The sequence below is a fragment of the Streptomyces sp. EDA2-14 genome (assembly GCF_054963755.1).
Window position 1 is genome coordinate 1 of the sequence record NZ_JBUEGE010000025.1, and the last position, 14,322, is coordinate 14,322.

12 protein-coding genes are annotated in these 14,322 nt (G+C 71.4%); 6 read left to right on the forward strand and 6 right to left on the reverse strand.

Annotation, left to right across the window (positions count from 1 at the left end):
* Positions 1-73 precede the first annotated feature (73 nt).
* Together ACY34M_RS37170 and leuD are read right to left on the reverse strand one after the other, a co-directional pair.
* Positions 74-622, reverse strand: a complete 549-nt coding sequence (locus ACY34M_RS37170) for an Lrp/AsnC family transcriptional regulator (protein WP_462722854.1) — start codon at positions 620-622, stop codon at positions 74-76.
* Between the two features lie 138 nt (positions 623-760).
* Positions 761-1,366 (reverse strand): 3-isopropylmalate dehydratase small subunit, encoded by a 606-nt coding sequence (gene leuD, locus ACY34M_RS37175; RefSeq protein ID WP_462722853.1) that lies wholly within the window; start codon positions 1,364-1,366, stop codon positions 761-763.
* A gap of 224 nt (positions 1,367-1,590) precedes the next feature.
* Here leuD and cimA point away from each other — a divergent pair, with 224 nt between their 5' ends.
* Entirely contained in the window at positions 1,591-3,237 is a 1,647-nt protein-coding gene (gene cimA / locus ACY34M_RS37180) for a citramalate synthase (RefSeq protein ID WP_462722852.1), read from the forward strand.
* Between the two features lie 56 nt (positions 3,238-3,293).
* Here the strand turns inward: cimA and ACY34M_RS37185 are convergent, their stop codons facing one another.
* Together ACY34M_RS37185 and ACY34M_RS37190 are read right to left on the reverse strand one after the other, a co-directional pair.
* Entirely contained in the window at positions 3,294-4,850 is a 1,557-nt protein-coding gene (locus ACY34M_RS37185) for an SGNH/GDSL hydrolase family protein (protein ID WP_462722851.1), read from the reverse strand.
* A 144-nt stretch (positions 4,851-4,994) separates the two neighbouring features.
* Positions 4,995-6,434 carry an aminotransferase-like domain-containing protein gene (locus tag ACY34M_RS37190; protein WP_462722850.1) on the reverse strand — a complete coding sequence of 480 codons (1,440 nt, stop codon included), beginning with the start codon at positions 6,432-6,434 and terminating at the stop codon, positions 4,995-4,997.
* Between the two features lie 96 nt (positions 6,435-6,530).
* Here ACY34M_RS37190 and ACY34M_RS37195 point away from each other — a divergent pair, with 96 nt between their 5' ends.
* The 3 genes from ACY34M_RS37195 to ACY34M_RS37205 all read left to right on the forward strand — a co-directional run bounded on the left by ACY34M_RS37195 (position 6,531) and on the right by ACY34M_RS37205 (position 9,008).
* Entirely contained in the window at positions 6,531-7,409 is an 879-nt protein-coding gene (locus ACY34M_RS37195) for a PhzF family phenazine biosynthesis protein (RefSeq protein WP_462722849.1), read from the forward strand.
* Between the two features lie 65 nt (positions 7,410-7,474).
* Complete coding sequence (locus ACY34M_RS37200) at positions 7,475-8,524, forward strand: ornithine cyclodeaminase family protein (protein WP_462722848.1); 1,050 nt, start codon at positions 7,475-7,477, stop codon at positions 8,522-8,524.
* Between the two features lie 100 nt (positions 8,525-8,624).
* Positions 8,625-9,008, forward strand: a complete 384-nt coding sequence (locus ACY34M_RS37205; RefSeq protein ID WP_462722847.1) for a DUF4406 domain-containing protein — start codon at positions 8,625-8,627, stop codon at positions 9,006-9,008.
* Between the two features lie 320 nt (positions 9,009-9,328).
* On the opposite strand, the gene ACY34M_RS37210 is transcribed toward ACY34M_RS37205, so the two are convergent.
* Positions 9,329-10,222: a PhzF family phenazine biosynthesis protein gene (locus ACY34M_RS37210; protein WP_462722846.1), complete on the reverse strand. Its 894-nt coding sequence runs from the start codon at positions 10,220-10,222 to the stop codon at positions 9,329-9,331.
* Between the two features lie 64 nt (positions 10,223-10,286).
* Positions 10,287-11,783, reverse strand: coding sequence for an MFS transporter (locus ACY34M_RS37215; RefSeq protein WP_462722845.1), 1,497 nt, complete (start codon positions 11,781-11,783; stop codon positions 10,287-10,289).
* Between the two features lie 64 nt (positions 11,784-11,847).
* Here ACY34M_RS37215 and ACY34M_RS37220 point away from each other — a divergent pair, with 64 nt between their 5' ends.
* The gene (locus ACY34M_RS37220; RefSeq protein WP_462722844.1) at positions 11,848-12,609 is read left to right on the forward strand and encodes an ArsR/SmtB family transcription factor; all 762 of its coding nucleotides are present in this window, start codon (positions 11,848-11,850) and stop codon (positions 12,607-12,609) included.
* A 296-nt stretch (positions 12,610-12,905) separates the two neighbouring features.
* The gene (locus ACY34M_RS37225; protein ID WP_462722843.1) at positions 12,906-14,261 is read left to right on the forward strand and encodes an MFS transporter; all 1,356 of its coding nucleotides are present in this window, start codon (positions 12,906-12,908) and stop codon (positions 14,259-14,261) included.
* The last annotated feature ends 61 nt before the right edge of the window (positions 14,262-14,322 follow it).

Genomic DNA, 14,322 nt, shown 5'->3' on the forward strand with positions numbered 1-14,322 from the left:
ATTGGCTGTTTCCGGCCATGACCGTAGGGTTGCCGCACGGCGACGCAGGACGTTTCTCCCGCTCAGCGGAAGGTCACTCGGCCTCGGGCCCCGGCGTCAACTCCTCATTCCGGTGGCGCCACTTGCCCGTGCCCCGCTGCTGACCCGCACCGCCCCTCCCCGGTGAGGCCGGTGCGATCATCTCGTTCTGCAGGTGTTCGTAGACGATGGAGGTCCGCACGTCGGCGACCTCGCGCCGCTCGGTGAGACTGTCGATCACGAAGTCGTAGAGATGCTGCGTGCTCGGCACGGCCATGTGGAGAAGGAAATCGTCTCCCCCCGTGGTGACGAAGATGCCGACCACCTCGGGGAAAGTGCGGACCCATTCCCTGAACGACTCCAGAACGGGCCGCGAGGGTGGCCGGATCCGGACGGAGATCAGCGCCTGGACGGGACGGCCGATCGCCGCCAGGTCCACCTGGGCGGTGAATCCGGTGATGACCCCGCGCCTTCTCAGCGCCCGCAGCCGCTCCAGGGAAGTCGACGGCGCGACGCCGACGCTCTCCGCGAGTTCGCGATTCGTCATCCTGGCATTCGCCTGGATGGCGCGCAGGATTGCCACGTCCAGCTCGTCGAGTTCCATCTTGCCCCCTCCTCACGACGACCAGCGTCAAGATCATCTTAGCCGGTTCGGTGATTGACGGAAGCCCTTTCAAGGGGAGGCGCAAACCCGTCTTGAAGAGTCAAAATTGCCGAGATGGGGAGCAGTTGCTGATTTTCTTCAGGGCTGCGGCAGCGGCAAGGTGCGGGGCAGCCACGGTCGACGGCGTTCCTCATAGGCGTCGATTTCCGCGGAATGCCCCAGGGTCACCCCGATGTCATCCAGTCCGTGCAACAACTTGTGCCTGCTGTACGCGTCCACGGGGAACGCCGCGAGGACGTCGGCACCGTCGCGTATCTCACATCGCTCCAGGTCAACGGTGAGCTCGAAGCCGGGATCGGCCTCGGCCGCCCGCCATATGGAATCGACCACATCGAAAGGAATTTGAACCGGCAACAATCCGCAACCGAGTGCGTTGCCGCGGAAGATGTCACTGAAGGACGGCGCGACGATCACCCGGAAACCGTGATCTTGCAGCGCCCACACCGCGTGTTCGCGAGACGAACCGATTCCGAAGTGGGGGCCTGTCACAAGAATGCTGGCGCCACGGTGTTCCGGACGGTCAAGGATGTAGTCGGGTTCGGTCCGCCAGTTGCCGAACAAGGCATCCGCATAACCCGCGCGCCCCACGCGCTTGCAGAAACGTCCGGGAATGATCTGGTCCGTGTCGATCTCGCTGCGCCGCAGCGGAACCACAGTCCCGTGATGAACGGTGAACGTGGCCATGTGTTCCTCCTGTTGTGCCGTGCGAGGGGACGCCGATGCCCCCGTGAGCCGCCCGGAGGCTAGCGGACGGTGCGTGAAGCGGCGTCGGAGTGTTCCGTCCAGTCGAAAACGCCGTCGCACTTGCGCCCAGTGGAAGATCGCGTCCCGAACCGGCACCGCCCGGCCACCATGGCCACCAGGACAGGCGCTCAGAAATCTCTGGAACCGGGGGTGGGCAACGAACCATGGCCGCTTTTCGATCCGTCGCTCCGCAGGACCATTTCCATGTGTTCGACACGACGCTGCGCGACGGCGCGCAGCGCGAGGGCATCAACCTCACCGTCGCGGACAAGCTCGCCGTCGCACGGCACCTGGACGACTTCGGGGTGGGCTTCATCGAGGGCGGCTGGCCCGGTGCCAACCCGCGCGACACCGAGTTCTTCACCCGTGCGCGGGAGGAGATCGACTTCCGGCACGCGCGGCTCGTCGCCTTCGGCGCGACCAGGCGTCCGGGCACCAGGGCCGCGCAGGACCCGCAGGTACGGGCCCTGCTGGAGTCGGGCGCCCCCGTGATCACGCTGGTGGCCAAGTCCCACGACCGGCACGTCGAACTGGCCCTGCGCACCACACTCGAAGAGAACCTGGAGATGGTCCGCGACACGGTCTCCTACCTCGTCGCGCAGGGCCGCCGGGTCTTCGTCGACTGCGAGCACTTCTTCGACGGGTACGTCGACGCCCCGGAGTACGCGACGGCCGTGGTGCGGGCGGCGGCCGAGGCGGGCGCGGACGTCGTCGTCCTGTGCGACACCAACGGGGGCATGCTGCCCTCGCGCGTCCACGCGATCGTGGGCGAGGTGCTCGCCGCCACCGGCGCCCGCCTCGGCATCCACGCGCAGGACGACGCGGGCTGCGCGGTGGCCAACACCCTGGCCGCCGTCGAGGCCGGGGCTACCCATGTGCAGTGCACGGCGAACGGCTACGGCGAGCGCGTCGGCAACGCCAACCTGTTTCCCGTCGTGGCGGCCCTGGAACTGAAGCTGGGCCGGCGGGTGCTGCCGCCCGGACGGCTGAGCGGGATGACGCGCGTCTCCGCCGCGATCGCCGAGGTCGTCGGTCTCACGTCGTCGACACACCAACCGTACGTAGGGGTGTCCGCGTTCGCGCACAAGGCGGGGCTGCACGCCTCGGCGATCAAGGTCGACCCCGACCTCTACCAGCACATCGCCCCCGAACGGGTGGGCAACAGAATGCGCATGCTGGTCTCCGACATGGCGGGCCGTGCCTCGATCGAACTCAAGGCCGCGGAGCTCGGCGTCGACCTCGGCGGCGACCGCGAGGCGGTCGCCCGGGTCGTACGACGGGTCAAGGAGCACGAACTCAAGGGCTACACGTACGAGTCCGCCGACGCGTCGTTCGAACTGCTCCTGCTGCGCGAACTCGGGAACCCGGTCGACCTCTTCACCATCCAGTCGTGGCGTGTCATCTCCGAGCAGCACGACGAGTCCCCGACCCGCAGCGAGGCGACGGTCAAGCTGCGCGTCCAGGACGAGCGGATCGTCGCCACCGGTGAGGGCAACGGCTCGGTGAACGCCCTGGCCCAAGCCCTGCGCAGCGCACTGGAACCGCTCCACGAACCCCTTTCGCGGATGCGGTTCGTGGACTACGGGGTACGGCTCCTCGACGGCGCGCAGGGCAGCGCGGGCCGGGCCCGCGTGGTGGTCACGATGGACGACGGGAACGGCGAGTGGTGCACCGTCGGAGTCGCCTCCGACGTGGTCAGCGCCTCGTGCCGGGCCCTGCACGACGCCTACTGCTACGGCCTGCTGCGCCACCGGCGCCAGGCGCCCGAGGCGCGCCGCGGGGCCATGTCGGGGGTGAGTGCGTCGAGTTGACGGGGCGCGTCGGCGACCGGAGCAGCCGTGTTCCTGCAACCGAGCCGGAGCCCCCCTCAGAAGATGGTGAAGACCCGCCGGAACAGGTCCGTGGCCTCGTCGGCCCAGGCGAGGATCCGCAGGGACGAATCCAGGTTCCCCGGCGGGTGATTGATCAAGGTGTCCTTGAGGATGAGCCGGTCGAAGTCGACGAGCACCGGGTCCTGGCGCGGGGTCTGTCCGTCGGGCCGGAAGAACGGGACCTCCGCCAGCCGCATCACGTTGACCAGTTCCTGGGCGACGATGCCGTACGCGACCGTCGTCGGGTGGACGCCGTCGAGCGAGAACAGGCCGCCGTCCGTGCGCCGCCCGCCCTCGCCCGCGAGGAAATGGGAGTTGGGCGGCGGCTTCAGCGCCCGCAGGGCAGGTGGCAACGGGTACGGCTGCCACCAGTCCGGACGCGCCAGCGGATCTTCCGCGTACCGGCGGGACGCGAGCCGGTCGAGCAGGCCGCAGGTGTCCAGCAGGTACCAGTCCCTTCCCTGGATCCTGGCCTCGCGGACCGCCGCGGTGATCATGTCGTTGTACGCGTCGATCGCGTGGTCGACCTGCTGCGCCTCGGCACCCGTGATGCTCGGGTCCAGGCCCGGATCGAAGGCCCGGTCGCTGATCCACGGACGGGTGTAGTACGGGTAGTACGCCGAGCCGGGTTCGGTCTTGCCCGCCACGCCGCGTGCGATCGGGGCGATGGTGACGTGCGGGACCGTGCACCAGATGACGTGCCGTGCCTTGATGCCGGAGACCTCGGAGACCACTTCACGCAGCTCTGCCTCGAAGTGCTCCGGCCGCCAGACGGTGAAGCGCCCCTTCTGGTCCAGGTCGTCGTAGCCGGGGGCCTCGCTCCAGACCACCTTGAGTTCGGTCACCGACTTCAGGGCGTTGTTCGCGCCGAGGAAGACGACCAGCGTCTCGATGCCGTGCGCGGCGCCCGTGCCGTCGGTGTCCTTGCCCAGCTCGGCGGCCGCGGTCAGCTGGGTCAGGGCCCCGGCCGCCGGGGGCCGGGTCGGCAGTGCGCGCAGGGCGGCGCGCTCGCCGGCGTTCTGGACGATCTGGATGACCGGGTCGTCCCGCGGGGTCTCGATGCGTTTGCGGCACTCGTCGGCGGACTTGGACAGCGCGTCCCGCAAGTCCCAGCCGAACACGGCGAGGTTGTGCATGATGGCGGTGGTCGAGGGCACCGCCAGACCGGGCCCCCGCTCCCAGTAGTCCTCCACCTGGTCCATGAAACGCAACGCCCGGAACAGGGCGAACGGCGCCTCCCACAGGTCCACGGCCACCCCGAAACGGGCTTCCAGGTCACGGAGGAACAGCTCGATGTTGAAGGGCAGTCCGCCGAAGCCGTCGTAGCGGGGGTAGCGGAACCGCTCGAGCCACCCCAGCTCGTACGCGACGATCGCCGGGTACGAAATGCTCGTGTTGAAGATCGCCGCGCTCTGGAACCCCTGCGTCAGGGAGTCCCCGATCGCGACCAGCCGGTGCTTCGGCTTCCCCTGCCGGTCGACGGTGACGTCGACCCCCACCCTCGGATCGGTGACGGGCACCCGCGGCCCCTGACGGCGTACGGAATCGGCCATGACACCCCCTGGCCCGTCGTGGCACACCGACTGTGCCCGCGAGGGGCCCCTGACCACTGCTTAACAGAGCCCGCTCCGGGGTGGCCCGTTCCGGCGGAGAGTTACGCAGAACTTCATGCCGCTCCGGACTTACGCCCTTGGCGTCTACGCCGGTCGTCGACCGTGGCGCAGCGCGGCGTGGGCCTGCGCGAGTCGGTCGACCGCTGTGTCGAGCGCCTCGGGCGGGAGGGTGAAGGGGAGGCGCAGGAAGCGGTCCAGGGCTCCGTCGGGGGAGAAGCGGAAACCGGGCGTGAGGGCGAGGTTGCGCGCGGCAGCCTGCTCGGCCAGGTGGCGGGAGTCGGCGTCGAGGAGTTCGAGCCACAAGGACAGTCCACCGTAGGGCAGTTGGAAGCGGCACCACGGCAGGTCCGACAGTCGCGCGGCCAAATGGTCGCGTCGGCTTCTGAGTTGCGCGCGCCGGCGGTCGAGGACGGCTTCCCTGTGCTCCAGGAGCCGGGCGGCCACCAGTCGGTCGAACGGTGAAGGGGCGAGCGCCGCCGCGAACGGGAGCGCGGCCAACCGGCGGACGACGTCCGGGTGGGCGCGGATCCAGCCCACGCGCAGGCCCGGCCACAGGGACTTGCTCAGGGAACCCACGTACACGACCTGCCGGTCACCGGCGCGTGCCGAGACCCGGGACGGCGGCCGCGCACCTTCCCGTAGATCCAGGTACCGCATGGTCTCGTCGAAGACGACCAGGGTGTCGTGGGTGGGCAGCCTGCGCCGGAGTTCGGCGCGGTCCTCCTCTCCCATCAGCAGGCCGGTGGGGTTGTGGAAGTCCGTGACCAGGTAGGTCAGGTCCGGCCGGACGGTCGTGAGGGTGCGGTCCAGCGCGGGGACGTCCCAGCCGGTGGGCGTGAGGGGCTGGGAGACCAGCCGGGCACCCGCGCCCCGGAACAGAGCGAGCGCGCCCGGGTACGTGGGGGAGTCGACGACGACCCTGCTGTTCGCTCGCAGGCAGGCGGCGCCGAGCAGGCTCAACGCGGCATCGGCGCCGCTGGTCAGCAGAAGGTGGCTGCTGTCGGTCGCGAGCCCCTCGGCGCTGTAGAGGTCGGCGACGGCCGTGTGCAGCGCGGAGCCGGAACCGTCTCGCGGAGTGGTCTCCAGCAGTGCGGCGGGCAGCATGTCGGTCGCTTCCCGGACCGCCTGCAGCAGTTCGTCGAAGGGGGCGGCGGGCTCCGCGACGGTGAGGTCGAGCGGCGCCCCGTTCCTGCCCGCCTCGCCCAGGTCGCTGGCCCACGGCGAGAGGCGGTCGTGCAGCCGGGGCGGCAGGCGCACGGTGCTGCCGGAGCCGGTCCGCGTCTCGATCAGCTGCTCGGCGCGCAGCAGCCGGTAGCTCGTCGCCACGGTGCCCCGCGCGAGGCCGAGCTCGTCGGCGAGCAGGCGCTCGGCCGGAAGCTGCGCGCCGAGTGGCAGCCGGCCGTCGCGCACGGCCTTCTCCACGGCGTCGGCGAGGCGACGCGCCAGTGATCCGTCGCCGGTCCGCCAGTCGCCGAGCAGCCGGGGAAACCGTGACGCGGGAATGCGTCGCACCACACGATCCATCTGGTCCACTTTACGCGGATTGGACCACGACGGCGGGGGCGGCGCCGCCTAGCGTCGAGGCGTACCAGCCCGCACTCGTACCCGCCTGGAAACCCCATGTCCTTGCACTACCGCCATGTCGACGTGTTCGCCGCGCAGGCCTACACAGGCAACACCCTTGCCGTCTTCCCCGACTCCGCGGGGCTCTCCGCCGCGCAGATGCTCACGATCACCCAGGAGCTCCGCCATTTCGAGACGATCTTCTTGAGCGGAGGGGAGGAGCCCCACCACGTCACGGCCCGGGTCTTCGACCTCTTGGAGGAACTCGACTTCGCCGGACACCCCGTCCTGGGCGCGGCCGCCGTCCTGCACGAGCGCGAGGGCGTCCCCGGTCCCCGCCACTGGACGTTCCACCTGACCGGCAGGACCGTCGAGGTGTTCACCCGGCCCACCACCACCGGGTACCACGTGGAACTCGACCAGGGGGAACCGGAGTTCCTCGCGACCGTGCCGACGGGGGAGAGGGCAGAGATCGCCGAGGCCCTGAACCTGCCCGTCCAGGCACTCGCCGACCTTCCGCTGCGCGTCGTCTCCACCGGCCTGCGTTATCTCATCGTCCCGGTGGTGGCGGGGCTGGCCGAGGGGCGGATCGTCCGTGGCGACTTCCCGGAGCTGGTCGGGCGGTACGGGGCGCAGTTCGCGTACGTGCTCGACGTCGAGGCACTCGAAGGCCGCCACTGGAACAACGACGGCATCGTGGAGGACGTCGCGACCGGCAGCGCGGCCGGCTGCGTCGGCGCGTACCTGGCGCACCACGGGCTCGTGCCCACGGACGAGGAGTTCACCCTGCGCCAGGGGCGATTCACCGGCCGCCCCAGCCTGCTCACCGTCCTGCCTCAGGGACGCCCCGACGCGCTGCGCAACATCCGCGTCGGCGGCGACGTGAGCATGGTGGCCCGCGGGACCCTGGACACCCTCCCCGAGTGCGGGCGGTGAGCGCGGTGCGCACACCGAGTACACCGAGCACTCCGCAGACTCCGCGGACACCGAAGACCGCTTCCATGACCGGCTTCCCGCACTACACGGCCGACCGTATTCGCGCGGCCGTGGATCTGGCCCACCTCGTGGAGCCGGTCAGCGACGCCTTCATCGAGTTCAGCACCACCCAAGGAGCCCGGGCGCCGGTCATGGTGCTGCCCGTGGCCCACGGCGGGGATTCCCACGTCAAGGCCGCCCACCTGCCCGGAGGCCGGCACTTCCTCGTCAAGATCGCCAACTGGTTCCCGGGGAACCGGACCCGCGGGCTGCCCGAAGGGGGCGGGTTCGTCGCGCTCTTCGACGCGTCCACCGGGGCCGTCACCGCCGTACTGGAGGACGAGCACCACCTCTCCGACCTCCGCACGGCCGCCGCGGGGGCGGTCTGCGCCCGCGCGCTCTCCCGGCCGGACGCGACCCGCGCGACCGTCCTCGGCACCGGCAGACAGGCCGAGCTCCAGGCCCGCGCCCTCACCCTCGTCCGCCCGGTCCGCCATCTCCACGTCTGGGGCCGCGACCTCGGCCGGGCGACCGCCCTCGCCGACCGGCTGGGCCGCGACCTGCCGCACGTCGAGGTCACCGCGGCCGCCGATCCGGAGCGAGCCGTGAGCCGGTCCGACATCGTCGTGACCACGACCGCCAGCCCCACACCCGTCCTGTTCGGCTCGTGGCTCCGGCCAGGCCAGCACATCACCGCCCTCGGCGCCGACGACCCCGACAAGTGCGAACTCGACGGCGCCTGCCTGCGCCGCGCCACCCGCGTCGTCGTCGACAGCCGCGAACTCGCCCTCCGCTACGGGGACATCCAGGCGGCCGTCGCCCGCGGCGAGGTGACGGAGGACCGGGTCGACGCCGAGATCGGCGACGTCCTCGCCGGCCGGGTGCCGGGGCGGCGCACACCGGACGACATCACCGTCACCAAGCTCATCGGCATCGGCCCGCAGGACCTCGCAGCGGCCGAAACGGCCCTCGCCCTGCTGGAAGGCGCTGCCGCCCGCGGGGGCGGGGCAGGTCCTGCGGGGTGCCGTGGTCCCTCACGACCGGTGAAACAGGCAGCGCCCTGCCACGACCGGTGAAACAGACAGCGCCCTGCCAGGAAACAGACAGGGCTCCGCCGCCACCACCATCCGTATTCCTTCCTGATCTTGCACGTGTCCGCACGTATTGGAGCGCACCATGAACGACAAGCCCATGCTCATCCTCATCGCCGGGCCCTACCGATCCGGCACCAACGGGGACCCGCAGGCCATGGCCGCCAACCTGGCGCGCCTCGAAGCGGCCGCGTGGCCCGTCTTCGCCGCGGGACACCTGCCCGTCATCGGGGAATGGATCGCCCTGCCCGTCCTGAGCTCGGCCGGCGCCGGCCCCACGGATCCCCTCGCCGACCAGGTGCTGTACCCGACCGCTCAGCGGCTGCTGGCCCGCTGCGACGCCGTGCTGCGGCTGCCCGGCGAGTCCACCGGAGCCGACCAGGACGTCGCCACCGCACGCCGCCGCGGCCTGCCCGTCTACCACGAGCTCGCCGAGATCCCGCGCCTCGACGGGCAGGGGGCCGCGTGAGGCCCCGCCCCGGCGTGGACGCCCCGGACCACCGCGGCCGGACGGGCCTCGACCGAGCGGGACGCGACCTCGGCCTGTTCGGCCGGTGACGGGCCGGGGTCCGTGACGGCGAAGGTGGGTGTACACGACCGGCGGGCGCCGCGGCGGGCGCACCGTGGGTACCGGTGGCGACCACGAGCGTGCGCCGAGCCGAACGCGCCATCCTTACCGGCTTGTTGACCGTCCCCATCCTGCGGGGCCGGTGCCATCGTCCAACGAGCGGTCTGAGGCCCCGGGCCACGGGTCGGCCGCTGGTCGAGGTCCCGTACACCGGCGACCGTTCAGACGCGCAGCGCGCGCCCCGTGACCCGTACACGCGGGTCGCCCGCGCGCAGTTCGACCTCCAGCAGGGACGGTCGGCCCATGTCGTGCCCCTGATGCAGGGTGAGGGTCGCGGACTCCGGGGCCAGGCCGAGTTCGCGGGCGTACGCGCCGAAGGCCGCCGCCGCGGCACCCGTGGCCGCGTCCTCCACCACGCCGCCGACGGGGAAGGGGTCGCGGACGTGGAAGACGGTCGCCGACTCGCGCCACACCAGCTGCACGGTCGTCAGGTCCAGCCGTCGCATCAGCCGCAGCAGCCGCTCGAAGTCGTAGTCGAGGTCGGCCAGCCGCTCCCGGGTCGCGGCCGCCAGCACCAGGTGGCGTACGCCCGCGAAGGCGATCCGCGGCGGCAGCGCGGCGTCGAGTTCGTCGGCCCGCCAGCCGAGCGCCGCCAGCGCCTCCGTCACGTCGGTCGCGGCCGCTTCGTCCACGCGCGGCGGGACGCTGGTCAACGTGGCCTTCAGCCCGTCGTCCGTCGCCACGACGCGGACCGGCACCGGACCGGCGGACGTGTGGAAGGCGAAGTCGCCGGTGCCGAGTTGCTCGCCGAGCGCCACGGCGGTGGCGACGGTGGCGTGCCCGCAGAACCCGACCTCCGCCTTCGGGCTGAAGAACCGCAGGGTGAAGGAGCGGGCCTCGTCCGGGTCGGGTCCGGGGGTGACGAAGGCGGACTCGGAATAGCCCAGCCGGGCCGCGATCGCCACCATCTCGTCGTCGCCCAGCGCGGTGGCGTCGAGGACGACGCCCGCGAGATTGCCGCCGTCCGGGCCGGTGGCGAAGGCGGTGTAGTGCAGTACCGCGGAGGCCGGCTTCCCTTCGGGGACAGCGGCTGCGGCGGTGGAGTCGTTCGTCATCTGCGTGGACCTTTCATGGAAACGGAAACAGAAGTGGAGCCGAGAGAACCGGCGGGCGTCGGGATCAGGTACGGGCGCGGCGCCGGGCTGCCAGAGCAAGCAGAGCGCCGGTCGCGAAGGCCCCCGCGGCGATGCCCGCCGACAGCCGCAGGGCCGCGGTGAAGTCGTCCGCCGCGGTGGCGAAGGAGCCGAAAAGGGCCACCCCTGCCGCGCTGCCGACCTGCCGGAAGACGTTGAAGACGGCGGAGGCGATGCCCGCACCGGCGGCCGGTGCGGCGTCGATGACCGCCGCGGTGGCGGCGAGCGCCGTCAGGGTCTGGCCGAGACCGGTGGCGGTCAGCGCGAACAGCAGCACCGGGTACGGGGTGCCGGCCCCGGCCGACAGCCAGCCGAGGAAGCCCGCGGCGCCCAGCACCAGACCGGCGGCCATCGGCACGTACGGGCCGGTTCGGGCGGAGATCCGGCTGAACAGCGGCGCCGCGATCAGGCCCATGCAGACCGACGGTAGCAGCGCCAGGCCGGTGAGGAGGGGACTGAAGCCGCGCTCTTGTTGGAAGTACAGCGTGGTCAGGAAGAGCATGCCGTAGTAGCCGAGGCTGATCAGCAGGCCGACGGCCGAAGTGGCGGTGAAGGCCCCCGCGCGGAACAGCGACGGCGGCAGCAGCGGTGAGTGCCGGCCACCGGCCGCGGCGCGGGCTTCCAGCGTGCGTTCGACGAGGGTGAAGCCGGCCAGGGCGGTGCCGCCGAGGCCGAAGGCCGCCAGCACGAGGGGCGAGGTCCAGCCGCGGGCGCCCGCCTCGTTGAGACCGCCGGCCAGCGAGACGAGCGCGACGATGCCGAGCGTCTGCCCCAGAGGATCTCCACCGCGCGAGCGGGGCCGGGAGCGCGGTGAGGCGTCCCTCCCGCGGTGACCGGCCGGACGGGCGGAGCCCGGCAGATGCCGCAGCGTCAGCACCACCGCGAGAGCGGCGACGGGCAGGTTCAGCCAGAACACCGATCGCCAGCCGCCACCGAAGACCAGGAACCCGCCGACCACCGGACCGGCACCGAAAGCCACCGAGGCGACCGCACCCCACACCGCTATGGCACGGGCTCGGGCCGCACGGTCGGAATAGGTCACCTGCAGCAGCCCGAGCGACGCGGGCACCAGCAGCGCCGCACCGGCCCCCTGCGCCAGCCGCCCGGTGATCAGCATCTCCGCGGAACCGGCCAGGGCGCAGGCCAGTGAGGCGAGGGCGAAGGTGCCCAGCCCCGCCACGAACATCCGACGGTGGCCGAGCCGGTCGGCGAGCGAACCGCCGAGCAGCAGCAGGCCGGCGAAGACGGTGCTGTAGCCGTCGACGATCCACTGCAGGGCGGTGGCGCCGGTGCCCAGCGAGGTGCGGATGTCGGGGATCGCGACGTTGACCACCGTGACGTCGAGCATGACGAGGAAGTAGCCGAGGCTGAGGGCGATCAGCGGAGCCGGGGCGGGCTTGGCGCCGGCCCGCCGGGCGGCCGGAGGTGACAACGTGGGTGGGCCGGAAGCCTCGGCGTGCGCGGTGACGTTCGTTGCGGTCATGAGGAGATGATGTGAGCCGGTCACTTCGTCGGCCGGCGAAGTGTGGATGTCCTACGCTTCGGCCATGGACGGCGAACCCCTCAAGCAGCAGACCGACATCGCCCGCGCCGCGGCCCTGATCGCCGACCCCTCGCGGGCCAAGATGCTCAAGTGCCTCGCCGACGGCCGCGCGCTGCCCGCAAGCGCGCTCGCGGGCGAGGCGGGCGTCGGCGCCGCCACCGCCAGCGCGCACCTCGCCAAGCTGGTCGAGGGCGAGTTCCTCACGGTCACCCGGCAAGGCCGGCACCGCTACTACCGCCTCGCCGGGCCGGACATCAGCACCGCCCTGGAGGCCTTGGCGCTGATCGCCCCACCGCTGCCCATCACCTCGCTGAAACAGAGCAACCGCACCAACGCCCTTCATCGGGCCCGTACTTGCTATGACCACCTCGCCGGACAGCTCGGGGCCGAGCTGATGGCCGCGCTGCTCAGACACCGGGTACTCAGCGGACACGACGGCATCCACCGCGCGGACACGGCGGTACGCGACCGGCCCGCCTCCTACGGACGGGACGTCCACTATGAACTCACCGACAGCGGCCGGGAGCGGCTGGCCGAACTCGGCGTCTGCACCGACCGGTTGCCGCCCCGCCGCCCCGCGGTCCGCTACTGCGTCGACTGGAGCGAGCACCGCCACCACCTGGCCGGCGGGCTCGGCGCGGCGCTGATGTCGCGACTGTTCGACCTGGAGTGGGTGCGGTGGGGAGCCGCGCCGCGGGTGGTCCATGTGACGGAGACGGGCGCGGCCGGATTGGAGCGCTCGCTGGGCGTGGTCCTGACGGACTGAGGCGCGGCCCGGCGGTCGATGTACCCGCGAACGCCAAGATCGCTCACGGGACAGCCCCGCGGTACGTAAAACAGGTACGAGACGGTGCGGTCCCTTCGACGGGTGGCCGCGCCGGAGGGCCCGGTGGGGCCGATCCGACAACACGTGGGTGGTTGACGTAAGGTTCCTCCCCGCGGCCGCTGCCGCCCACCCGATTTCTGGGCGCCAGCGGCCTTTGTCACGCCCCCACCCACCCCGCAAAAAACGCGCCGGCCCAGTTCGGCGCCGCACTGACGATCCCGGAACGAGGCACCACCGTGACCGAGACCAGTACCCGCCCCGCCCTCGCGGCGGACCCCCCGCCACCGTCCCTGTCGGCGAAGAGGCGCCGCTTCCTGGCCAAGCTGAGCGTGGTGATCGCGGGCGGCATGTTCATCGACGGGTTCATCCTCGGCAGCACGGGCGTCGTGATGCCGGCGATATCGAAGGACCTCGGTCTTTCGTCCGCCGGTGAGGGGCTGATCGCCGCGGCCGCGCTGCTCGGCATCTTCCTCGGCGGTCCGGTCGGCGGATATCTGGCCGACCGGTTCGGCCGCAAATCGATGTTCACCATCGACCTCGCCCTGTTCCTGGTCTGCTCCGTCGCCCAGTTCTTCGTGACCGAGGCGTGGCAACTCGTCGTGGTCCGCCTCGTCATGGGCCTGGCGATCGGCGCCGACTACTCGATCGGCTGGCCGCTGCTCGCCGAGTTCGCGCCCGCCCGCCTGCGCGGCCGGCTGCTCGCCGTACAGGAAGTCGCCTGGTACGTCGGCTACCTCATTTCCTACGCCGCCGGATACTTCCTGATCACGTCGATGTCGGTCAGCTGGACCGTCGTCCTCGGGCTCAGCACCGTCCCGACCGTCATCGTCCTGCTGCTCCGCCTCGGCACCCCCGAGTCGCCGCGCTGGCTGATGAGCAAGGGCAGGACCGAGGAGGCCACCGCCCTGGCCCGCGAGTACCTCGAAGAGGAGGACCAGCGCGACCTCCGCACCCCGGAGCCGCATACCGGGGGAGGGTTCGGCCGGCTGTTCTCGCCCGAGTACCGCAAGGCCACGATCTTCGTCAGCGTCTTCTGGGTCTGCAACGTCACCCCGTACTTCGCCATCGGCGCCTTCGCCCCGACCGTCCTGGAGCACCTCGGCATCAAGGACGGCCTGACCGGCGCGCTGGCCATCAACGGCCTCGTGGTCGTCGGGTCGATGGTCTCCGTGCTGCTCATCGAGCGCGTCGGACGGCGCAAGCTGGCCGTTCCGCCGTTCTGGATCTCCACCGTCGCGCTGGTCGTCGTCGCCTTCTTCTCGCACACCTCCGCCGCCCTGGTCCTGGTGTGCTTCCTCGTCTTCTCCCTGGTCAACGCCGCCTCCACGGCACTGTCCGGGGTGTATCCGGGCGAGGTGTTCCCCACCGAGATCCGCGGCGCGGGCGTCGGCTTCGCCACCGCCGTCTCCCGCGTCGGCGCCGCGGCCGGCACCTTCCTGCTGCCGCTCTCCGTGGACAGCCTCGGCACCTCCGTGACGATGCTCCTGGCCGCCGCCATCAGCCTGATCGGCGGCGTCGTCTCCCACCGCCTCGCCCCCGAGACCAAGGGCCTGACCCTCAACCAGGCCTGCGCCCCCGCTGAATCAGCCTGAACCTCCTCGCGCGCAACGCCGCGTGGAAGCGCTCGCCCGCCGATCGGTGGGCGAGCGCTTC

Bases quoted from the DNA above. Each gene is read 5' to 3' on its own strand.
- ACY34M_RS37170 (WP_462722854.1), bottom strand. From the start codon at position 622: ATGGAACTCGACGAGCTGGACGTGGCAATCCTGCGCGCCATCCAGGCG.
- leuD (WP_462722853.1), bottom strand. From the start codon at position 1,366: ATGGCCACGTTCACCGTTCATCACGGGACTGTGGTTCCGCTGCGGCGC.
- cimA (WP_462722852.1), top strand. From the start codon at position 1,591: ATGGCCGCTTTTCGATCCGTCGCTCCGCAGGACCATTTCCATGTGTTC.
- ACY34M_RS37185 (WP_462722851.1), bottom strand. From the start codon at position 4,850: ATGGCCGATTCCGTACGCCGTCAGGGGCCGCGGGTGCCCGTCACCGAT.
- ACY34M_RS37190 (WP_462722850.1), bottom strand. From the start codon at position 6,434: ATGGATCGTGTGGTGCGACGCATTCCCGCGTCACGGTTTCCCCGGCTG.
- ACY34M_RS37195 (WP_462722849.1), top strand. From the start codon at position 6,531: ATGTCCTTGCACTACCGCCATGTCGACGTGTTCGCCGCGCAGGCCTAC.
- ACY34M_RS37200 (WP_462722848.1), top strand. From the start codon at position 7,475: ATGACCGGCTTCCCGCACTACACGGCCGACCGTATTCGCGCGGCCGTG.
- ACY34M_RS37205 (WP_462722847.1), top strand. From the start codon at position 8,625: ATGAACGACAAGCCCATGCTCATCCTCATCGCCGGGCCCTACCGATCC.
- ACY34M_RS37210 (WP_462722846.1), bottom strand. From the start codon at position 10,222: ATGACGAACGACTCCACCGCCGCAGCCGCTGTCCCCGAAGGGAAGCCG.
- ACY34M_RS37215 (WP_462722845.1), bottom strand. From the start codon at position 11,783: ATGACCGCAACGAACGTCACCGCGCACGCCGAGGCTTCCGGCCCACCC.
- ACY34M_RS37220 (WP_462722844.1), top strand. From the start codon at position 11,848: ATGGACGGCGAACCCCTCAAGCAGCAGACCGACATCGCCCGCGCCGCG.